We start from the raw sequence: 20,857 nt of genomic DNA on the forward strand, positions 1-20,857 counted from the left end.
CCGTTCTTTGCGGGAGATCCTGATGAGAGTCGAGTTTCTTGCGTCGTGTGCAAGATACCTGCAACTTAATTGCCTCGCGCTCTGTCCCGCCGCTCCACTGTCCACACCTGCCAACCGGTCGGCGACCGCCGTTCGAGGGCGTGAGAAAGGGACTCAGCGGTGAAAGTTGAGCGCGAACTACCGTCCGACGAAGCCCAGGAGCTGCTGGAGCTGACCGTCGACATCGCGGACAAGGAACTCGCCCCGCGTGCCGCGGAGTTCGAGGAGGAGGGCCGCTTCCCCCGCGAGGTGTTCCACCTCCTGGGCGAGACGGGACTGCTGACCCTGCCCTTCGCCGAGGAGGTCGGGGGCGGCGGCCAGCCCTACGCCGTCTACCTGCAAGTACTCGAAGAACTGGCCGCCCGCTGGGCCGCCGTCGCGGTCGGTGTCAGCGTCCACACCCTGTCCTGCCACGCCGTCGCGGCCTTCGGCTCCGCGAGCCAACAGCAGACGCTGCTCCCGTGGCAGCTGAGCGGCACCGCACTTGGCGCGTACTGCCTGTCCGAGGAGCACGCCGGCTCCGACCCCAGCGCCATCCGCGCCCGCGCGGCACACGACGGCGACGCGTGGGTCGCCCGGGGCGCCAAGGCCTGGGTCACCCACGGCGGTGAGGCCGACTTCTACACCGCGTTTCTGCGCACCTCCGACGACCCCCGCAGCGGCATCTCCTGCTTCCACGTGGACGCCCGGTCGCCCGGCCTGAGCGCGGGCGCCCCGGAACGCAAGATGGGGCTGCGCAGTTCGACCACCGCGGTCATGAACTTCGACGATGTGCGGATCCCCGAGGACCGGCTGATCGGAGAGCCCGGCCAGGGACTGAGGATCGCGCTGTCCGCACTCGACGCGGGACGGCTCGGCATCGCCGCCGTCGCGGTCGGCATCGCGCAGGCGGCCCTCAACCACGCGGTCGAATACGCCCGCGAGCGCCGGACGTTCGGCCGCCGCATCATCGAGCACCAGGGCGTGGGATTCCTCCTCGCCGACATGGCCGCACGCACCGAGGCGGCCCGCGCCACCTACCTGGTCGCCGCCCGCCGCAAGGACTCCGGTCAGCCGTTCAGCAGGCAGGCCAGCATCGCCAAACTCATCGCGACCGACACGGCGATGGCCGTCACGACCGACGCCGTCCAGGTCCTCGGCGGTGCCGGATACGTCCGTGAGCACCCGGTGGAGCGCTATATGCGCGAGGCGAAGATCACCCAGATCTTTGAGGGCACCAACCAGATCCAGCGCATGGTCATCGGCCGCCATCTCGACGGCACCTGAACACCCCACGTTTCCAAAGAACTTGAGTGAACGAACTTGAGCGAACGAACCTGAGAAAGGCGGGCACCGTGGCATCACACGACGCTGTTGCCGTCATCGCGGGCGGCGGCTCCGGACTGGGGCGGGCGACCGCGCACCGGCTGCACCGACAGGGCTGTACGGTCGTGCTGTTGGACCTCCCGGAAAGTCAAGGGAAGGCCGCAGCCGCCGCGTTGGGGGAACGCGCCCACTTCGTCCCGGCCGATGTGGCCGATCCGGACCAGGTCCGGCAGGCCTTCGCGTACGCGGCCGGGCACGGGTCGGTGCGCGCGACGGTCAACTGCGCCGGGATCGCGACACCCGGCCGCATCCTGGGCAAGCGGGGAGCACTGCCCGCCGAGGACTTCCGGCGCGTGATCGAGATCAACCTGCTCGGCACCTTCCACGTACTGTCCGCCGCTGCCGCCGTCATGGCGGGCAACACCCCCGACAACGGCGACCGGGGTGTCATCGTCTGCACCGCGTCGATCGCCGCCTACGACGGACAGATCGGCCAGGCCGCCTACGCGGCGAGCAAAGGCGGAGTGGTCTCCCTGACCCTGGCGGCGGCCCGGGATCTCGCCGACTCGGCCATCCGCGTCGTCACCGTCGCGCCCGGGCTGTTCGACACCCCGCTGCTGTCGGGGCTCCCGGAGAAGGCACGGACGGAACTGGGAGCGGCCGTACCGCATCCCTCCCGGCTCGGCTCACCGGACGAATACGCCTCACTGGTCGGCTACATCCTCGACAACCCGATGCTCAACGGCGAGGTCATCCGCCTCGACGGCGCCCTGCGCATGCCTCCGCGCTGAATCCCGAACCGCGATCGCCCGCCGCACGTTGCCCGCCGTACGTTGCCCGTTGCCCGGAAAGAGACCGCTCATGGCACCCACCGAACCCGCGCCGCCGGAGACACCACCCTTCGACGCACCCATGCAACTCCTCGACCCGGCAGGGAAGTTGAGCACGGACGACCGGCTCCCGCTCGACCTCGCGACCGTCGACCTCGCCGCCTTGCACCGTGACATGACACTCACCCGTCGCCTCGACACGGAGGCCATCGCCCTCCAACGCCAGGGCGAACTGGGGCTCTGGCCCTCACTGCGCGGACAGGAGGCAGCCCAGGTCGGCGCCGCGCACGCACTGCGCCGCCAGGACATGGTCTTCCCCACCTACCGCGAGCACGGCGTGGCCTGGTGCCGGGGCCTCGACCCGGTGGCACTGCTGGGCCTCTTCCGGGGCACCACACTGGGCGGTTGGGATCCCTACGCCCACCACTTCAACCTGTACACCCTGGTCATCGGGGCGCAGACCCTGCACGCGGTGGGCTACGCCATGGGCCTGCACCGGGACGACAGCACCGGCTCGGGCGACCCCGACCGCGACACGGCCGTCCTGGCGTTCCTCGGCGACGGCGCGCTGAGCGAGGGCGAGACCAACGAGGCGTTCATCTGGGCCGCCGCCCAGAACCTGCCGGTGGTCTTCTTCTGCCAGAACAACCAGTGGGCCATCTCCGCGCCCTACAGCGTGCAGAGCCGCGTCCCCGCGGCCCAACGGGCGGCCGGATACGGCTTTCCGGGCATCCGCGTCGACGGCAACGACGTACTGGCCTGCCTCGCCGCCACCCGCCGGGCACTGCACCAGGCACGCTCAGGCGGCGGCCCGACGCTGATCGAGGCCGTCACCTACCGCGTCAACGCCCACACCACCGCCGACGACGCGACCCGCTACCGGCCCGCCGCCGAGACCGAGGACTGGGCGGCCCGGGATCCGCTGGAGCGGCTGGAGGCCCATCTGCGGTCCACCGGCGCGGTGACCGACGACCACTTCACCGACCTCGAACAGCGGGAACGTGACCTGGCCGAGCAACTGCGCGCCGGGTGCCGCGAGTTGGCCGAGCCCGACGCGGCCTCCCCCTTCGAGCACACCTACGCGCGGATGCCCGCCGATCTGCGCCAACAGCTGCGCGCGCACCTGGAGTTCGTCTCCACCGGGCCGCAGGACGGAGAGCGGCAGTGAGCGTCTCCATGGTGAAAGCCCTCAACGACGGCCTGCGCCAAGCCCTGTCCGACGACCCCAAGGTCCTGCTCATGGGCGAGGACATCGGCCGCCTCGGCGGTGTGTTCCGGGTGACGGACGGCCTGCGGAAGGAGTTCGGCGACCTGCGCGTCGTAGACACCCCACTGGGCGAGGCAGGCATCGTCGGAGCGGCGATCGGACTCGCGATGCGCGGCTACCGGCCCGTCTGCGAGCTCCAGTTCGACGGCTTCGTCTACCCGGCCGCGAACCAGATCATCACCCAACTCGCCAAACTCCGACACCGCTCGGCGGGCCGCATCTCCCTGCCCGTCGTGATCCGCATCCCCTACGGCGGCGGCATCGGCTCGATCGAGCACCACTCGGAGTCGCCCGAGACGTACTTCGCCCACACGGCCGGGCTGAAGGTCGTCACCTGTTCCACCCCGCACGACGCGTTCCACATGATCCAGCAGGCCGTGGCCGACGACGATCCCGTGGTCTTCCTCGAACCCAAGCGGCACTACTGGACCAAGGGAGAGATCGACCCCGCCTCGCCCCAGCCCTTGGAGCAGGCAGTGATCCGCCGCGAGGGCACGGACGTGACACTCATCGCCTACGGTCCGACCGTGCCCGTCGCCCTTGAGGCGGCCGAGGCCGCGGCGGAGGAGGGGCGCAGCGTGGAGGTCGTGGACCTGCGAAGCCTCTCGCCCTGGGACGTCACGACCGTCCGCGCGTCCGTGCACCGCACCGGCCGAGCCGTCGTGGTCCACGAGGCCGCCTTCTCCCACGGGTTCGGCGCCGAGGTCGCCGCGCGGTTGCAGGACGAGGAGTTCCACTTCCTCGAAGCCCCCGTCGTCCGGGTGACCGGATACGACACCCCCTACCCGCCGAGCCGCCTTGAGTCGGACTGGCTTCCCGGTGTCGACCGGATCCTCAACGCCATTGACCGCAGCCTGAGTTACTAGGAAGGGGCGCACCGTGACGAGCCCGCAGCAGTTCCTGCTCCCCGACGTCGGCGAGGGCCTGACGGAGGCGGAGATCCTTGCCTGGTCGGTCCGGCCCGGCGACACCGTCGAGGTCAACCAGATCATCGTCGAGGTGGAGACGGCCAAGGCCGCCGTAGAACTCCCCTCGCCCTACGCCGGTGTCGTCAGCGCCCTCCACGCGGAAGTGGGGGAGTCCCTGGCGGTCGGCAAACCGCTCATCACCATCGACACTGGCCCACCGGGAGAGACGGCGGACGGCCCGTCGGACGGTCGTACGACACGGCAGCCGGAACCGGAACAGGCGGCGCTCCTGGTCGGATACGGCCCGCAGGGCGCGGGCACCGGCCGTCGCAGAAGGCGCTCGGCCGCACCCCAGCCCACGACATCGGCGGCCGGGGACCGCGGCGAGGCCGGAGCTGCGACCAGTCCCCCGGACCACGTGGTCGCGCGGCCCGCGGCCAAGCCGCCGGTTCGTAAACTGGCCAAGGATCTCGGGGTCGACCTCACCACCGTCATCCCCACCGGCCCCGGGGGCACCATCACCCGCGAGGACGTGCGCGAGGCCGCCGCGCGCACGACCCCGGAGACCGTGCCCAGCCCGGCCCCCGACACGGCGCGAACGGCCGAGACCCGCATACCGATCCGAGGCGTACGCAAGCACACGGCCGCCGCCATGGTCGCCTCCGCCTTCACCGCACCGCATGTCACCGAGTTCATCACCGTCGACGTCACAGCCACCATGCGGCTCCGTGAACTGGTCGCCGGGCGGCGGGAGTTCCGCGATCTGCGGGTCACCCCGCTGCTGTTCTTCGCCCGGGCCCTGGTGATCGCGCTGGCCAAGACCCCTGAGGCGAACTCCAGTTGGGACGAGGCGGCGCAGGAGATCGTCCTGAAGCACTACGTCAATCTCGGGGTCGCGGCGGCGACGGACCGCGGGCTGGTCGTGCCGAACATCAAGGGCGCGGACCGGATGTCGTTGCGTGAACTCGCCCAGGCGCTCGCCGACTTGACCGCGACCGCCCGAGCCGGCCGCACCTCACCGGGGGACATGACGGGCGGCACCGTCACGCTCACCAATGTGGGGGTGTTCGGGGTGGACACCGGTACCCCGATCCTCAACCCGGGAGAGGCCGCGATTCTCGCCGTGGGCGCGGTCCGCCGTATGCCCTGGGTCGTCCGGGACGACGACGGGGACGAACGGATCGAACCCCGGTGGGTGACGCAGCTCGCGCTCTCCTTCGATCATCGGCTGATGGACGGCCGTCAGGGCTCCGAACTGCTGGCCGGTATCGCGGAGATCCTGCACGAACCGGGATTGGCGCTCCTGTGACGGCGGTCGCGCCGATCGGCGTTTCGGCCTGAGAGGCAACTTAAATTGCCTGAGAGGTTGACTTGGTCGGGCTGGACCGAGACTCTGTGGGAAAGGCCGAGGGGTCTTGGAGTCTCAGGAGGAGCGGGCCATGGCAACGTTCGTACTCGTACACGGTTCATGGGGCGGCGGCTGGGTGTGGGACCGGTTGCGGCCCCTGCTGGAGAGCGCCGGTCATACGGTTCTCACCCCCACCCTGGCCGGTCTCGGCGAGCGGCACGAGCTGTCCGCGCCGGACGTCGGCCTGGGTGTCCACGCGCGGGAAATCGCCCAACTCCTCGAATCCGAAGGGGTGCGGGACGCGATCCTGGTCGGGCACAGCTACGGCGGAATGGTGATCACGGGAGCCGCCGCGCTCGCCGCCGACCGGGTCGGACAGGTCGTCTACGCGGACGCCTTCGCCCCGGTGACCGGTGAGTCGGCGTTCGGGATGCTGCCCTGGCTGGAGCCGGCGTTCGCCGAGGCGCGGGGGCCGGCCGAGTGGGAGGTGGCGCCGCTCGACACCGGGGCGCTCGGTGCGGACGAGGAGGGGGCGGCATGGCTGTCGAGCAGGATGACGCCGATGCCGCGGTTCACCCACGAGGAACCGCTCGGGCCCGGCAGCGAGGACGTTCTGGCGGCCAGGCCCGTCACTTATATCCACTGTGCCGATCAGGACTTCTTCACCGAGGTGGCGGCCGCGGCGGAGAAACGCGGGTTCCGGGTCGTCGCCCTGTCCGGCGTCACCCATGTCGGTCTGCTGACGCACCCGGACGGCTTCGCGCGGGAACTGCTGAAGCTCGCGTAAAGGCCCCGTCCGATGTACCTGGCAGGCGGGCTTCATTACCTCACAGGCATGTTATCGTGCGGGAATGTCGATCGAGGACACTGATCTGTGGGTCGCCCAACGCCTCAAGGACATGCGGGGCGAGCGGGGCATCACCCTGTCGACACTGGCCGAACAGACCGGCATTTCCTCGGCGCATCTCTCGCGCCTGGAGAAGGGCGTACGCAAGCCGTCCATCGGCAGCCTGCTCCAGATCGCCCGCGTCTACGGCGTATCCATCAGCGAACTGGTGCAGGAACCCGACCAGGACGACTTCCATCTGGTGCGCGCCGACGAGGCGATGACACGTGAGGGCCAGGACGGCCGCTACACCGTACTGAGCGGGCCTCGCGAAACGATGTCCGTCATCCGGGTCGAACTGACGGCCGGCAAACACACCAAGACCGCGCGGCATGTCGGCGAGGAATGGCTGCATGTCGTGTCGGGGGCGATCACGCTCGACATCTCGGGCGTATCCCTGCGACTCGATGCCGGGGACTCGGTGCATTTCGACTCGTCGAAGGAGCACCGTCTCACCAGCGACGACGATGCCGACGCCACCGTACTGATCGCGTCGACGGCGGCGACCGTTCCGATGAGACACCCCATTCCGGCGTCGCGTCGCAATTAGCCGAACACCCGCTGCGTACCGCGCGGGAATGACGGAAACCCATTTTCCTGGCAAGAGGGAAGGCCTCGCCATGTCCTCGATCATCGCGCTGAATCCCGCTGAACTCCCGCCCCTGACCGGTGTGATCTCCCACGGGCTGGCGGTCCCCGATCTGGGTCTCCTTTACACGTCCGGACAGGTCGCGTGGGACGCCGAAGGGAAACTCGTCGGCCGGGGCGACCTGGCCGCGCAGTTCACGAAGGCCTACGAGAACATCGACGCCGTACTGGCCGCCGGGGGTTCGAGCCGTAGCAAAATCATCAAGGAGACCATTCACCTCGTCGGGTACGACACCGACAACGCGGAGCAGTTGATCGCGCTCATCGCCGGTTGCCGAGGGGCGGGACAGACGCCGCCCGCGAGCACCTGTGTGGGTGTGGAGACGCTCTTCGCGGAGGGCTATCTGGTCGAGATCGAGGTGGTCGCGACCCTGTGACCGACCCGTGCGGGCCGCCCGGCTAGCATTGATCGGTGACCAAGACGCCAGGAGCTGCCCGGACCAAGGTCGGAATCACGCTCGACCGGGTGGTCGGGGCCGCGTTCGACGTCCTTCAGAGAGAAGGCATCGCCAAGCTCTCCGCGAGGGCGGTGGCCGCCGAACTCGGCGTCAGGATGAACACGGTCATGTGGCACATCCGGACCAAGGACCGACTGCTCGGCCTGATGGCGGAGTTCATCATGGGCGAGGTCGACCTGGAGAACCCGCACGGAGACTGGCGCGAGCAAGTGGCCGAACTGCTCGGGCGGTTGCGAGGGGCCATGCTCGCCCACCGGGACGGCGCTCTGCTCGTCGCCGGAACCTTTCCCGTCGAGCCGAACACGCTGGCTTTTTCCGAACGGCTGGTGACCCTCCTCTTCGAGGGGTGCCCCACCCGTAAGTCGGCCGCGTGGACGTCCTGGAGCCTTTTCTATTTCACGCTGGGCCTCGTCCAGGAGGAGCAGGCGACACCGGCCGCGTTCCACGACCGGCTGCGGGAATCCGTCGACGAGCGGCAGTTCCCCGGCCTCCATTCGGTACTGGAGGACTACGTCTCGATCGACTACGGCGAGCGCTTCGCCTTCGGGATCGAGCAGATCCTGCAATCGGCTCCGACGACCAAACCCGGGGCCGGTTCCGGGAGTTGAGTGAGGGCCTGTCCGCCGGACGTCGGTCCGGCGGACAGGCCCTCGGGTCGTGACTATCCGCGGCGGCCCGCCGCATCGTGGGCGACAGAGTCCTGCTCCTCACCGCCGGAGGTGCCAGAAACCGTGCTCGGAGCAGGCGCGGTTTCCCGGGCCCGGTCGGCGTGGCCCGGCCACCAGGCCGCGTGGCCCATCAGGGCGGTGAGGCTGGGCGTGAAGAACATCGCCATCACGAACGCGGCGACGGCGATGCCGAAGGAGACGGCGAAACCCATCTCCGTGAGCAGCGCGTTGCCGGCCAGCATCATCGTCGCGAAGGTCGCCGCGAGGATGAAACCGGCCGCCGCCACGGTCGGCCCCGCGTGCCGCAGCGCCATACCCGCCGCCTCGCGCGGATCGCGACCCTCGCGGGCCTCCTCGCGGAGCCGGGCGATCATCAGGATGTTGTAGTCCGTGCCGATGGCGACCACGAAGAGATACATGATCACCGGGAGCATGAACATCAGCCCCGGGTGCCCCTGCGCGTCCTGGAAGATCCAGACGGTGGCGCCGAGCGTGGCGCCGAAGCCGAGACCCACCGACGCCATGAGGTACAGGGGCGCGACCACACTGCGCAGCACCAGTCCCAGGATCAGCATGATCAGCAGGGCGGCGACGGGGAAGACGGTCCGGTAGTCGTGATTGACCGCCGCGTTGATGTCCTTGTAGATCGAGGACATGCCGCCGACCAGGGCCTCCGTACCGTCGGGAGCGGAGGAGTGCGCGACCTCGCGCACCCGGCCCACGGTGTCGATCGCCTTCTCCGTCGACGCCTCGTACTTCAGCGTGACAGTGAAGTCCGCCGTGGTTCCGCCCGTGTTGACCTGGCTCATCCGGGCGCTCGCGACACCGTCCACGGCTCCGAGTTTCTCGGCGTAGGCGGTGAAGGTGCTCCGGTCGAGGGGGCGGCCGTCGGAGCTGGAGAGGTAGACGTCGGTGGGGGCGGCGGCGCCCGCCGAGTACGCCTTCCGCATCTCGTCCTGGACGACCATCGACTCCTTGGTCTTGGGCATGGAACCCGAGGCCAGGTCGAAGGTGGCCTTGTAGCCGAGGGTGCCGAGCGACAGGGCGACGAGCACGAGGCCGGAGAGCGCGGCGGTCAGCGCCGGACGGCGTCGTACACCGCGGCCGAGGGCGGCGAAGCGGGCGTTCTCCGGCTCCCGCTGCCAGGACTTGGAGGGCCAGAAGACCTTCGGCCCGATCAGCGAGACCACGGCCGGGATCAGGGTCAGGCCCGCGATCAGGGTGACGCTGACCGCGATGGCCAGCGCCGGACCCATCTGCTTGAGGAAGCCCAGCGTGGACAGCGCCAGCGCGAGGAACGCGATGATGACCGCGCCGGCCGCCGACGCGATGGCCTCGCCGACCCGGGCGACCGCGTTGATCATGGCCTGCTTCGGCTCGTCACCCGCCCGCAGCCGTTCCCGGTAACGGAACATCAGGAACAGGAAGTAGTCCGTGCCCACACCGAACAGCACGACGATCAGGATCGACGAGACGGAACTGTTGGCCTGTAGCCCGAACAGCTTGGTGGCGTAGGCGATCAGCCCGTTGGCGATGGCCGCCACCACACCGATCAGCAGCAGGGGCAGGAAAGCGAGGATCGGCGCCCGGAAGATGATCAGGAGCGTCACCAGAATGATGACGAAGGTCCCGATGCCGATCAGCGCCTCGCCGCGCTTGGAGGAGTCCTGCTGGTCGAGGGCCTGCGCGGCGGAACCGCCGAGCTTCACCTCCAGGTCCGTGCCCTTGACGAGTTGTTTGACGTCGTCGCGCAGCACCTTGGCGGCGTCCGCCTGAACGGGCTGGCCGGCGTTCTTGCTGTCCATCTGGACCAGGGACATGGTGTAGCGGCCGTCCTTCGACGGCTGGCCGGGGACCACCTTCTGCACCTGGTCGATGTGCTTGTCGCCCAGTTCGGTGGTGATCCGGGCGACGTCCTTCTTGTCGGCGGCGGTCAGTGTGCCGCCGTCGGTGCGCTGGTACAGCGCGATGGCGGACGGGGTGAAGGCGCTGGGGAACGCCTTCACCTGAAGATCCGCCGCTTTGATCGATTCGTAGCTCTTGGGCAGGAAGCTGCTCTCGTCACTGTTGGAGGGCAGGCCTGGAGCGGTGGCGACAATCGCCACCGCCGCGATCAGCCACGCGACGATCGTCCAGACGGGATGTCGGACGACCGTATTGCCAATACGTCGGAACATGCGGGAGGTCCTCCTGGGCAGGAAGATCACCGCAGCCCGGGGAGCGGACCCCGGCATCGGCGACCCCGACCGGCCCTCACCCGGTGGCCGGTCGAATGGTTGTCTGTCTTTTTGTCATATCGGTCACGCGTGAAGATTCATAACACAAGCGTGGTTGCGACCGCGGGTGAGTTTTTCGGGCGGAGTGGGGCCGCCGTTGTGGCGTCCTAGGCTCCGAACGCGAGCTTCGAGACGTCGTCCCACTTCCGCCACTCGTCCAGTCGTGCCCCGTACTCCTTGGTGATCATTTCCAGCGGTCCCTCGCCGAAGAAGATCCGCAGCGGCGGCTGCTCCGCGTCGACCACCGTGAGGATCGCCGCGCGCGTCGCACTCGGGTCGCCGCGCCGCGCCGCGATCCGTGTCATGGCGGCACGGAAGTCGTCGTAGGCGGGCAGGTGCTGGGCCTGCACGGCGGAGGGTCCGGCCCATTCGGTGGCGTATCCGGCCGGTTCGACCAGGGTGACCTTGATGCCGAAGTCCTTGACCTCGGCGGCGAGGCTCGCGGTGAAGCCCTCCAGGGCGAACTTGGACGCGTGGTAGAGGCCCAGTCCGGGCAGCGAGACGACCCCGCCGATGGACGACACCTGGATGATGTGGCCGGATCCGCGGGCGCGCAGGTGCGGCAGCACCGCCTGGGTGACCCAGAGCGCGCCGAACACATTGACGTCGATCTGCTCGCGGGCCTGCTGCTCGGTCACCTCCTCGGTCATGCCGAACAGGCCGTAGCCCGCGTTGTTGATGACGACGTCAAGGCCGCCGAACGTGTCGACCGCCTGCTGCACGGCCTCGAACGCCGCCGCGCGGTCGACGACGTCGAGCCGCAGCGGCAGCACCGCGTCGCCGTACTTCGCGACCAGGTCGTCGAACGCGGACTCCGAGCGACTGGTCACGGCGACCTGATCGCCTCGTTCGAGCGCGGCTTCCGCCCATTCCAGGCCGAACCCCTTCGAGGCTCCGGTGATGAACCACGTCTTCGGCATGATCTCCCTCGCTCACTCTCTTGTTCGCTGACCAACAAGACCAGTGAACTTGGTCGGTGACCAAGATGTCAACCCGCGGAAACGCGCCCCTTGTGCGGCGACCAAGGGGCGCGTTATTGTTCTTGTGCGGCGACCAAGATGATCGTCGGCCCTGTCCTGTTGCAGGGGTCTGAATTGTTTTCGGGCACGAAAGGACCACTCTGCGGCCATGAATACGACTGAGCGCTATCGGGATCTCTTCGACGGTATGTACACATGGGTCTCGGACCTGTGTGACGCCGAGAAGGGCGGTGCCCTCGACGAGATTCACCGCTACTGGGCGGACGACGCGCGGATCGTCACCTTCGGCAGGGTCAAGGCGGACGGTATCGAGGCGCTGCGGAAGCACTTCGGCGTCTTTCCCGAGCTGTACGAGAAAGTGCGGGTTCGTGTGCCGTACTACACGTACCTGGAATCGGGAAACAGGGTCGTCGTCGAGCACGACATCCTGATCCGTCCGCGAAACGCCGACCATGCCGTCATCGACGGGGAGGCCGGCCGGGAGGAGTTCCGGGTGACGTCGATCTTCACCGTCCTCGACGGCAGGATCACGGAAATGCGTGAGGTCGCCGCCGTCAAGGCCGGAGACGACTGACCGTCAGTCGGAGGGCGACACCGCCTTGCGACGCAACCACGTGTTGCGGCAGGAAACGCCGTATCTGTTCAGGTCCGTCCTGTCCTGGAAGAACTGCCCCTGATCCCCTGATCCCCTGATCTCCTGATCTCCTGATCTCCTGATCCCCGGCCGGTCGCGCACCGCCGACACGACCCCACCGGTCTCGCCCGGGGGCTGTCCTCCACCACGAGACGGCGCGCACCCTGCGATCTGCTCGGCGTAACGGCTGTCGGCCGCGGCCAGGACGTCATGCTCCCCGTGGGAGGCTGAGAGGTATGGGGGCAACGGCGGACGACCGGGCGGTCGGGGAGTTTCTGGCAGGGATCCACGTGGGGGACATCCGCGGTGGGACCGTCGCGGAGGTCACGCGGTCCGAGGGGGTGGTGGTGACCTTGGACGGGTTCTCCGCGTGCCCGCTCGGGGTCGTCCGGCCGGCGGACGTCTCCTGGCGCTGGAAGACGGCCGAGGCCGCGGAGATCGGCCGGCGGATCACCGGCGAGGTGGTGGCCGTCGATCTCGACAAGGGCCGGGTGCGGCTGGCGATGACCGCTACCGAGAACCCGGACCTCTGGGCGTTCCTGACCTCGCGTCAACCCGGCGAGGTTCTTTCCGGGACGGTCGCCGCGATCGAGCGGTTCGGCGTGTTCGTGTCGCTGGACGACTGCCCTGACCATCCGGTGTTCCCCGGCGTCGGGTTCATCACGATCCCCGAACTGTCATGGCGTCACATCGACGCCGCTTCGGACGTCGTTCGGGTCGGGCAGTACATCTCGTGCGAGTTCCTCCAGTTCGACGACTGGAACGGCGAGGCACGGCTGTCCTTGAAGGGGATGCGGCCGGACCCCTTCGCGGTGTTCGCCGAAGGGGCCGCGGTGGGCCGAACGCTGCGCGGACAGGTCACCAAGGTGATCCCGTTCGGCGTCTTCGTCCGGGTCGCCGACGGCATCGAGGGACTGGTCCATCTACGCGAACTCACAGAGCTGCCCGTGGAGACGGCGGAGGGCATCCTCCAAGTGGGCGACGAGCTCATGGTCGTCATCACCGAAGTCGACCTGGAACGACGCAGGTTGGCGCTCTCCCCGGCGCACCGGCCGTGAACTCCCGCACCCGGACACGCCGTTCACCATGAGTCAGGTGCCGGGATCCGCCCCCGCGTCGCCCTGTCGCGAAGACGGATCAGGCAGCCACTTCAGGACTTGACCGGCCGTCCCCGCCCCCACGCCCAGGCGAGCCGGTCCGCGCCGGACTGGTTGGTCGTCTCCAGCCAGGGGCGGGCCGCGTCGCCGACGAGCTTCTGGATCGAGTACGTGTCGTCGGTGCGCAGACCGGGCCAGTACACGGAACCCATGCCGAGCTTGCGGAAGGTGTCGGTGTCGGCCTGGATGAAGTTGACCGAATTGTCGGTGGGAGTCGGCACGTTGTAGTTCAGGCCCGTGGTCATCGGGGCGCCGAACTCGTCCGCCACGGTGCGGTTCGCGCAGTCGCCGAGGCGTACCTTGAGGTCGCTCACCCACTGGTCGTAGGTGGCGTAGTCCTTCCAGAAGCCGTAGTGGTGCAGGGAGAGGTAGGTCCCCTTCAGGCGCGGGTCGGCGCAGACCGTGGTGACGTGGTCGTTGTAGCCGGCGCCGCTCACGAACACGCGGTTGCGCGGCACCCGGGAGTAGGTGTCGAGCCACTTGGCGGCGAGGTCGGCCCACTCGGTGTCGGTGTAGCCGTGCGGCTCGTTCATCGGCTCGAAGTAGACGCGCTGGTTGTGCTGGTAGGCCTTCACCACGGTGTCCCACATGGGCCAGTACGTGGCCGGGTCGTCGATGAAGCCGTCCTTGTTGGCGCCCGTCCCCTCCCAGTACGACACGATGACCTTGAAGCCCTGTGCCGTCGCCGCGTCGATGACACCGCGGTACGACTTCCAGTAACTGCCGTTCACCGTGTAGGGGTTGATGGGCAGCCGCACCGTGTTGGCGCCGAGGTTGGCGCGGAACGCCGCGATGACACGGGTCGCCTTCGTGTACGTCTGGGCGTAGGTGTCGGTGAGTGACAGGCCGGAGAGGACGACCGGGTCGTCGGCGTAATTGTCGCGCGGGTCGGCCCAGTTGACGCCCTTGAACTGGGACGTGTTCGTGCTCGGCGCGGCGGAGGCGGGGCTGCCGGCCAGGGTGGTGCCGGTGACCGCGGCGATCGCGACGGCCACGAAGGTGGCCCGCAGACGGGTTCTGGCGGGGATGGTGCGCATCGACTTGCCCTTTCAGGAATGGCGACTCGGCGCGGGGCGGGACCCGCGCGCGGCTGAGCGGCCGTCGGAACAGATACCGGGCGGACGGCTCGTGCCGGCTCGCCGACCGCGGACCCGGTGGGCTCGGTGTGGGGGAGTGGAGGGAGATGTTTACGCAAACATGGCGGCGCCGGAATCGTGGCATCCGGCACCGCCATCGTCAAGGTTTCCCGCACGTAACGTCGTTGGCGTCCTACGACGCGGCTACGGCTTGATGCCCACCCCGGTCCACAGGCTGACCTCGGCGTCCGTGGGCGGCTCCGCCGTGACGGCGTCCTCGGCGGCGGCGTCGGGGCGCCAGCGGTGGCCGACCGCGATGCCGGGTTCGAGCAGATCGAGCCCCTTGAAGAAGCGCGAGACGTCCTTCTGGGAGCGGAACTGCACCGGTGTCCCGGCGTTGGTGTAGATCGACGTCACCTTCTCCCAGGTGGTGGGGTCGAAGTCGGGCGTGCAGTGGCTTATGGCCAGGGCGCTGCCCGAGGGGAGGACCGACAGCAGGCGCTCGACCAGCCCGTACGGGTCCTGGGCGTCGGTGACGAAGTGCAGGAGCGCGTTGAGGGAGAGCGCGACCGGCTGGCCGAGGTCCAGCACCTCGGCGAGTTCGGGGGCGTTGAGGAGCGTCTCGGGGTCGTTGACGTCCGCCTGCACATAGGTGGTCCGGCCCTGCCGGGTGCTGCGCATCAGCCGCTCGGCGTACTTGAGGACCAGCGGGTCGTTGTCGGCGTAGACCACCCGGGCCTCGGGGACCACGGACTGGGCGACCTGGTGCAGGTTCGGTTCGGTGGGGATGCCGGTGCCGATGTCGAGCCACTGCTTGATGCCGTGCTCCCGGGCCAGGACACGGGTGGCCCGGTGCATGAACGCACGGTTCTCGCGGGCGCAGACGAAGATGGCCGGGTAGGCCGCCGCGACCGTCTCGGCCGCCTGCTTGTCGACCTCGAAGTGGTCCTTGCCGCCCAGGTAGTAGTCGTACATGCGGGCGGAGTGCGGCCTGCTGGTGTCGATGTCCCGCGCGGCGTGGGGGTTGGTCATGCTGTCCCTCTCAAGTGGTGTGCGTCGGCGTCTCGGGCAGGTCGCAGCCGGGCCGGCTCCAGTTCCTCACGCCCGTGGTTCTGGTTCAGCCGGCCATCAGATGGTCGGCCAGGCCGCGCTTGACCCCGGCGACGAACGCCGCCATCTCCTGCGGCGTGTAGATCAGCGCGGGTCCGGCGGGGTCGGTCGACTGGCGCAACGCGACGCGGCCGTCGGCGAGTTGCTTGGTCTCCACGCACTGACCGCCGTTGGGACCGCTCCAGGGGCATTCCCAGCCCTGTTCGCCGAGGTTCGACGCGGGCATCCCGTTGTAGACCGTGTTGTCGGTGGTGGTCATGAGTACTCCTTGCGCATGCGGTTCAAGAGCGCCTTGCTGTCCGCGGACGAGGTCAGCAGCGACATCCTGTTGTGCGCCTCCAGGTGGGCCGCGACGTCGGATCGCTGGTCCAGATACATGGAGGCGGAGAGGATCTCGCTGTAGACGATGTCGGGCAGCTCCGGTTCCTCGAACCGGAAATAGGTGAAGGGTGCGCACGCCCCCACGTGGGCACCCGCCGAGAACGGGACGATGTCGACACTGACGTGGTCCAGTTCCGAGACTTCGAGGAGCCGGTCTATCTGGTCCCGCATGACCGCGGGACCGCCCACCACCCGGTGGAGCACGGCTTCTTCCAGCACCGCCCACAGGGTGGGCGAGTCCGGCCTCTCCAGCAGACTCTGGCGGCGCAGGCGTAACTGCACCCGCCGTTCGAGGTCTTCGTCGTTGTCGTTCGGGAAGCCGCCGCTCAGCACGGCACGCGCGTAGTCGTACGTCTGGAGGAGTCCCGTGACGTAGTGGGGTTCATAGGTGCGCAGGGTCTTGGCGCCGGTCTCCAGGCTCACATAGGCGGTGAACCAGCCGGGCAGCACATCCCGGAAGTCGTGCCACCAGCCGGGCCGGTTGGCGCGCTCGGCGAGGGTGACGAACTCCTCGATCTCCTGCCGGTCGGCGCCGTAGGTCTCCAGCAGCTTCTCGACGTAGAGCGGTTTGAGGCCGACCTCGGCCTTCTCCAGGCGGCGGATGGTCAGGGACGTCACCCGCAGGGCCCTGGCGGCGTCCTCCAGGGACACGCCGGCATCCTGCCGCCGGTCCTGTAGCCGACGGCCGAGGATCATGCGCAGGACCGTGGGTGCACCGGCGCCCGAACGAGCTTCGCTCACGCCCAACCTCCTGAGGGACTGTCACCGGCGTTAGTGTGACAGCGACTTGCTGATGCCGCCAGACAGAAATCGCCGTTCTGTAATTATCAGGGAGCCGGTTGCAGCTTGAACTGACCTATGGGCATAGTTACTTGTGTCAGTGATCTAGGCCGTCCGCCGGAACACCCCAATTCCGGCACGCCTGTTGCCGCTGACGCGCGTCTCCCGCCTGCGCACGCCCCCGATGGAAGGCGAACCACCGTGTCCCCCCACACGACTCCCTCCCCGCAGCTCTTAGACGTCGCCAGCCCCGACTTGGCGCACTGGCTGGAACTTCCCGCGCACCGCTCCGGCGTCCGGGTCGCCCGCCACGTCATGGGCGCGCAACTGACCAAGTGGGGCCTGCCCGAGAGCGTGCGTGACGACGCGGTGCTCCTTGTCTCGGAGTTGGCCACCAACGGTGTGTGTCACACGCCCAGCGCGCGGCTGCTGTGCGGGGTCGGGATCGTCGACGACCACTCCCTGCGCATCGAGGTGCACGACCACGACTACACCGGGGGCGGACTCTCCCGCTGTGAGCCGTGTGTCGACGACGAGAGCGGGCGCGGGCTGTTCATCGTGCAGGCGCTCGCGGACACCTGGGGGGTCGACCGGTCGGCGCTCACCGGCGGCAAGGCCGTGTGGGCCGTGCTGCCGACCGGGCGCTGATCCCGGACGATGCGGGGTCGAGGACGCCCGCGGCCTGTTCAGGTGGTCGCGGGCGTCAACTCGGCCAGCAGCAGCGTGCGGTCGTCGGCTCCGGGCGCCGCGCCGGGAGAGCGGAGCAGCCGCTCGCACAGCGAGGGGAACACGTCGGGGCCGCCGGACGGCGCGGGTTCGGCGGCGGCCGAGTCGAGGGCGGCGCCCAACCGGGCTATCTCCTGGTCGATGTCGGCGTGCCGGGACTCCACCAGCCCGTCGCTGTAGAGCAGCAGCAGGGACGGTTCGGAGACGGTCAGTACCGTGGGCTCGTAGTTGCCGGTCCCGAGTCCCAGCGGCAGTCCCGCGCTGGCGAGGATGACGGGTGCGGCCGGTCCCCCGGGGCCGCGCAGCAGCGGCGGAGGGTGCCCGGCGCCGACCAGGGTGCAGGTGTGCGCCCCCGCGTCCCACTCGGCGTAGATGCAGGTGGCGAACGACGCGCCTGGGGTGTCGTAGGCCAACTCGTCGAGGCGGCGCATCAGTTCGGCCGGTTCCATGTCGAGTCGGGCCAACGTGCGTACGGCGGTGCGCAGTTGGATCATGGCGACGGCCGAGTCGGGGCCGTGGCCCATCGCGTCGCCGACGACCAGGCCGACCCGGCCGCCGGGGCGCGGCAGCACGTCGAACCAGTCACCGCCGATGATGTTGCCCTGGCCGGCCGGGAGATAGCCGTGCGCGATACGGCAGCCGGGGAACTGCCGGGCCGGGTCCGGGAGCAGGCTGTTGCGGATGGCCAGCGCGGTGCGCCGCTCGCGTTCGTAGCGGCGCGCGTTGTCCAACGCCACCCCCGCCCGGGCCGCCAGCGACTCCACGGCCACGGCCTCGCCGGGCACGAACGGGTCCCGCTCCGGGCCGCGGGTGCAGGCGATGAACCCGATGACGGCGCCGCGCAGTTGGAGCGGCACCACGAGGAAGGACGCCGTCTTCAGCAGATCGTCTATGCGCTGTGCGTCCCCGCCCGCGGAGGCCAGCAGCCGCTGTGAGGTGTGCGTGTCCACCCCGTCGAGCACCTGGGTGTGCCCGGTGGCGAGGGCCCGCGCGTACGGCGTCTCGCGCGGGAAGACGATCACCTCACCTACCGGCAGCACACCGTCCCAGGACTCCTGCGCCTCCGTGCCGACCCGCACCGCCAGCCGGCGCGCCTCGATCTGAGCCGGGTCCACGGAGGGCGTCGCGTTCTCCTCAAGCACCCACCGCTCCAGCAGGTACACCGAGGCCGAGTCGCAGAATCCAGGTGTCAGCGCGTGCACGACATGGGTACCCGTCAGCCGTAGATCGAGCTCCGAGCCGATCACGTCCGCCGCCGGGGCGAAGACCTGCCTGCGGCGTGGGGGCCCGGCAGGGAGTGCGTCACCGTAGTGACTGCGCGGTTCGTTCCGCAGGGTCGTGCCTTTCCGGGTGGGGACCGGCCGCGTGGCGTGGGGGCATGCGGTCTGCCGTGCGTTCGACGGCAATCATATGATGACTCGTCAAGGATCTTCGGGCGAAAAGGAGTTGCGGTGCCGGGTAGTGGAGGTCTGCCTCAGGGGATCGATCCCGACAAGGCGAGCGTCGCCCGAATGTACGACGCGATGCTGGGCGGTGAACACAATTTCGCCATAGACCGCGAGGCGGTCGCGGCGTTCACGGCCATCGACCCTCAGGTGCGCACCCTGGCCCGGGCCAACCGCGACTTCCTCGGCCGGGCCGTGCGCTTCCTGGTCGCCTCCGGAGTACGGCAGTTCATCGACCTCGGCTCGGGCATCCCCACCCAGGGCAACGTCCACGAGGTCGCGCAGGCGGCGAGCCCCGGCGCCCGCGTGGTCTACGTCGACAACGACCCGGTGGCCGTCGCGCACAGCGCCTCCCTCCTCGCCGACAACCCGGACGCGGACATCGTGGACGGCGACATCCGGCGGCCGGCCGAGGTCCTGTCCGCCCCGCAGGTAAGGAAGTTGATCGACTTCGAGCAGCCGGTCGCCGTCCTGATGATCACGATCCTGCACTTCATCACGCCCGCGGAGGACCCGGCCGGGATCGTCGCCGCGTTCCGCGACGCGCTGCCCGACGGCAGTTGGCTGGCGCTGAGCCACGCCACGAACCAGGACCGCCCGGACACCGCCGCGGCCGTGGGCCAGTTGTACCGTTCCAAGGCCACCTCGCCCGTCACCGCCCGTTCCCACGACGAGATCCTCGGCCTGTTCGACGGCTTCGACCTCGCCCTACCCGGTCTGACCTACGTCCCCTTGTGGCGCCCGGACTCCGCGGACGAGATCCCCGAGAACCCCTCGGAGTACTGGGTCTACGCGGGCGTCGGCCGCAAGGGCGCGTGAGCCGTCCGGTCGAGGTACGTACCGAAAGTCAGGCGCCCGCCCCGGATTTTTCCGAACGAGGGGGAGTGAGACGTGCGAACCGGGGCAGGGGGCTCTTGACGGAAGTTCGTTCGAGCGAATGGGGTGGGCGTTATGGGAGCCGTGACGGCAGCGAAGGCAGCGGCCACGGCAGGGCGGCGGGCGGCGGCCGAGGAGTCGCTCCCGTTGATCGCGGAACCGTCGAAGGTGAGCCCCAAGGACGCGCGTGAGCTGTCGCGCCAGTTCTTCGACCGGCTGACCTCGCTGGAGGAGGGCACCCCCGAGTTCCAGTACGTGCGCAACACCCTGATCGAGATGAACCTCTCCCTCGTGCGCTACGCGGCGGCGCGCTTCCGCAGCCGCAGCAACAACGAGATGGAGGACATCGTCCAGGTCGGCACGATCGGACTCATCAAGGCGATCGATCGCTTCGAACTCACCCGGCAGGTCGAGTTCACCTCGTTCGCCGTCCCCTACATCGTCGGCGAGATCAAGCGCTTCTTCCGCGACACCAGTTGGGCCGTCCATGTGCCGCGCCGGCTCCAGGAGGCCCGCGTCGAGCTCGCCAAGGCGACCGAGGAACTCCGCTCCCGCCTCGGCCGTACCCCCACCACCCGTGAACTGTCCGAGCTGATGTGCCTGTCCGAGGAAGAGGTCATCGAGGCCCGCAAGGCGTCCAACGGCTACACCTCCTCCTCGCTCGACGCCGCGCTCAGCTCCGACGCCGGCGCCGAGGGCGAGACCGTGCTCGCCGACGTCATCGGCGAGGACGACCCGGGTCTCGAACTGGTCGACGACCTCAGCTCCCTGGCCCCCCTGATCGCCCAACTCGACGAGCGGGAGCGGAAGATCATCCACATGCGCTACGTCGAGGAGCGCACCCAGGCCGAGATCGGCGAGGAACTCGGCATCTCCCAGATGCACGTGTCCCGCCTCATCAGCCGTATGCTCCGGCGGCTGCGCGCGGGTCTGCTCGACCCCGCGGTGGCCTGACCGGCCATCCTGCCCAACAATCCGGTCTGTTGGGTGAAATCACCCTCCCCGGACGCCTGTTCCGCGGGACTCTCGTACTGTGACCGGACCGGCACCCTCGGTGCC

21 protein-coding genes are annotated in these 20,857 nt (G+C 69.1%); 14 read left to right on the forward strand and 7 right to left on the reverse strand.

The window, feature by feature from the left end; genetic code table 11:
• The first annotated feature begins 159 nt into the window (after positions 1 to 159).
• From ACWIHT_RS03080 to ACWIHT_RS03120, 9 genes are all read left to right on the forward strand, one after another.
• Complete coding sequence (locus ACWIHT_RS03080) at positions 160 to 1,305, forward strand: acyl-CoA dehydrogenase family protein (protein WP_456163780.1); 1,146 nt, start codon at positions 160 to 162, stop codon at positions 1,303 to 1,305.
• A 68-nt stretch (positions 1,306 to 1,373) separates the two neighbouring features.
• The gene (locus tag ACWIHT_RS03085) at positions 1,374 to 2,135 is read left to right on the forward strand and encodes an SDR family NAD(P)-dependent oxidoreductase (RefSeq protein WP_456163782.1); all 762 of its coding nucleotides are present in this window, start codon (positions 1,374 to 1,376) and stop codon (positions 2,133 to 2,135) included.
• Between the two features lie 70 nt (positions 2,136 to 2,205).
• Positions 2,206 to 3,342, forward strand: a complete 1,137-nt coding sequence (locus ACWIHT_RS03090) for a thiamine pyrophosphate-dependent dehydrogenase E1 component subunit alpha (protein ID WP_456163784.1) — start codon at positions 2,206 to 2,208, stop codon at positions 3,340 to 3,342.
• Between the two features lie 8 nt (positions 3,343 to 3,350).
• The gene (locus tag ACWIHT_RS03095) at positions 3,351 to 4,307 is read left to right on the forward strand and encodes an alpha-ketoacid dehydrogenase subunit beta (protein WP_456164569.1); all 957 of its coding nucleotides are present in this window, start codon (positions 3,351 to 3,353) and stop codon (positions 4,305 to 4,307) included.
• Between the two features lie 13 nt (positions 4,308 to 4,320).
• The gene (locus tag ACWIHT_RS03100) at positions 4,321 to 5,658 is read left to right on the forward strand and encodes a dihydrolipoamide acetyltransferase family protein (RefSeq protein ID WP_456163786.1); all 1,338 of its coding nucleotides are present in this window, start codon (positions 4,321 to 4,323) and stop codon (positions 5,656 to 5,658) included.
• 130 nt (positions 5,659 to 5,788) lie between these two features.
• Entirely contained in the window at positions 5,789 to 6,484 is a 696-nt protein-coding gene (locus tag ACWIHT_RS03105) for an alpha/beta fold hydrolase (protein WP_456163788.1), read from the forward strand.
• A 64-nt stretch (positions 6,485 to 6,548) separates the two neighbouring features.
• Entirely contained in the window at positions 6,549 to 7,133 is a 585-nt protein-coding gene (locus ACWIHT_RS03110) for a helix-turn-helix domain-containing protein (protein WP_456163790.1), read from the forward strand.
• Between the two features lie 70 nt (positions 7,134 to 7,203).
• The gene (locus ACWIHT_RS03115) at positions 7,204 to 7,608 is read left to right on the forward strand and encodes a RidA family protein (protein WP_399119559.1); all 405 of its coding nucleotides are present in this window, start codon (positions 7,204 to 7,206) and stop codon (positions 7,606 to 7,608) included.
• A gap of 35 nt (positions 7,609 to 7,643) precedes the next feature.
• A complete protein-coding gene (locus tag ACWIHT_RS03120) occupies positions 7,644 to 8,297 on the forward strand; it encodes a TetR/AcrR family transcriptional regulator C-terminal domain-containing protein (RefSeq protein ID WP_456163793.1) in 654 nt (217 codons plus the stop codon).
• Positions 8,298 to 8,350: 53 nt separating this feature from the next.
• Here the strand turns inward: ACWIHT_RS03120 and ACWIHT_RS03125 are convergent, their stop codons facing one another.
• The gene (locus ACWIHT_RS03125) at positions 8,351 to 10,534 is read right to left on the reverse strand and encodes an MMPL family transporter (protein WP_456163795.1); all 2,184 of its coding nucleotides are present in this window, start codon (positions 10,532 to 10,534) and stop codon (positions 8,351 to 8,353) included.
• Positions 10,535 to 10,740: 206 nt separating this feature from the next.
• Positions 10,741 to 11,553 carry an SDR family NAD(P)-dependent oxidoreductase gene (locus ACWIHT_RS03130; RefSeq protein ID WP_456163797.1) on the reverse strand — a complete coding sequence of 271 codons (813 nt, stop codon included), beginning with the start codon at positions 11,551 to 11,553 and terminating at the stop codon, positions 10,741 to 10,743.
• 208 nt (positions 11,554 to 11,761) lie between these two features.
• Between ACWIHT_RS03130 and ACWIHT_RS03135 the strand changes: the two genes are divergently transcribed.
• Together ACWIHT_RS03135 and ACWIHT_RS03140 are read left to right on the forward strand one after the other, a co-directional pair.
• Positions 11,762 to 12,187 carry a nuclear transport factor 2 family protein gene (locus tag ACWIHT_RS03135; protein ID WP_456163799.1) on the forward strand — a complete coding sequence of 142 codons (426 nt, stop codon included), beginning with the start codon at positions 11,762 to 11,764 and terminating at the stop codon, positions 12,185 to 12,187.
• A 296-nt stretch (positions 12,188 to 12,483) separates the two neighbouring features.
• On the forward strand, positions 12,484 to 13,305 hold the full coding sequence (locus tag ACWIHT_RS03140; protein WP_456163801.1) for a S1 RNA-binding domain-containing protein: 822 nt from the start codon (positions 12,484 to 12,486) through the stop codon (positions 13,303 to 13,305).
• A gap of 92 nt (positions 13,306 to 13,397) precedes the next feature.
• On the opposite strand, the gene ACWIHT_RS03145 is transcribed toward ACWIHT_RS03140, so the two are convergent.
• The 4 genes from ACWIHT_RS03145 to ACWIHT_RS03160 form a co-directional block, all read right to left on the reverse strand.
• Positions 13,398 to 14,441: a glycoside hydrolase family 5 protein gene (locus tag ACWIHT_RS03145; protein ID WP_456163803.1), complete on the reverse strand. Its 1,044-nt coding sequence runs from the start codon at positions 14,439 to 14,441 to the stop codon at positions 13,398 to 13,400.
• A 243-nt stretch (positions 14,442 to 14,684) separates the two neighbouring features.
• Positions 14,685 to 15,512 (reverse strand): SAM-dependent methyltransferase, encoded by an 828-nt coding sequence (locus ACWIHT_RS03150; protein WP_456163805.1) that lies wholly within the window; start codon positions 15,510 to 15,512, stop codon positions 14,685 to 14,687.
• 85 nt (positions 15,513 to 15,597) lie between these two features.
• The gene (locus ACWIHT_RS03155; RefSeq protein WP_093631185.1) at positions 15,598 to 15,849 is read right to left on the reverse strand and encodes a DUF397 domain-containing protein; all 252 of its coding nucleotides are present in this window, start codon (positions 15,847 to 15,849) and stop codon (positions 15,598 to 15,600) included.
• Positions 15,846 to 16,712 (reverse strand): helix-turn-helix domain-containing protein, encoded by an 867-nt coding sequence (locus tag ACWIHT_RS03160; protein ID WP_456163808.1) that lies wholly within the window; start codon positions 16,710 to 16,712, stop codon positions 15,846 to 15,848. Before ACWIHT_RS03160 ends, ACWIHT_RS03155 begins: the two co-directional genes overlap by 4 nt.
• A gap of 240 nt (positions 16,713 to 16,952) precedes the next feature.
• On the opposite strand from ACWIHT_RS03160, the gene ACWIHT_RS03165 reads away from it, so the two are divergent.
• Positions 16,953 to 17,399 (forward strand): ATP-binding protein, encoded by a 447-nt coding sequence (locus tag ACWIHT_RS03165; RefSeq protein WP_456163810.1) that lies wholly within the window; start codon positions 16,953 to 16,955, stop codon positions 17,397 to 17,399.
• 38 nt (positions 17,400 to 17,437) lie between these two features.
• Here ACWIHT_RS03165 and ACWIHT_RS03170 read toward each other — a convergent pair whose 3' ends face one another.
• Positions 17,438 to 18,724, reverse strand: a complete 1,287-nt coding sequence (locus ACWIHT_RS03170) for a PP2C family protein-serine/threonine phosphatase (RefSeq protein WP_456163812.1) — start codon at positions 18,722 to 18,724, stop codon at positions 17,438 to 17,440.
• A gap of 204 nt (positions 18,725 to 18,928) precedes the next feature.
• On the opposite strand from ACWIHT_RS03170, the gene ACWIHT_RS03175 reads away from it, so the two are divergent.
• Together ACWIHT_RS03175 and ACWIHT_RS03180 are read left to right on the forward strand one after the other, a co-directional pair.
• On the forward strand, positions 18,929 to 19,741 hold the full coding sequence (locus ACWIHT_RS03175) for an SAM-dependent methyltransferase (protein ID WP_456163814.1): 813 nt from the start codon (positions 18,929 to 18,931) through the stop codon (positions 19,739 to 19,741).
• Between the two features lie 132 nt (positions 19,742 to 19,873).
• A complete protein-coding gene (locus ACWIHT_RS03180; protein ID WP_456163816.1) occupies positions 19,874 to 20,752 on the forward strand; it encodes a SigB/SigF/SigG family RNA polymerase sigma factor in 879 nt (292 codons plus the stop codon).
• Positions 20,753 to 20,857: the final 105 nt, after the last annotated feature.

Source organism: Streptomyces sp. NPDC002276 (genome assembly GCF_053891435.1).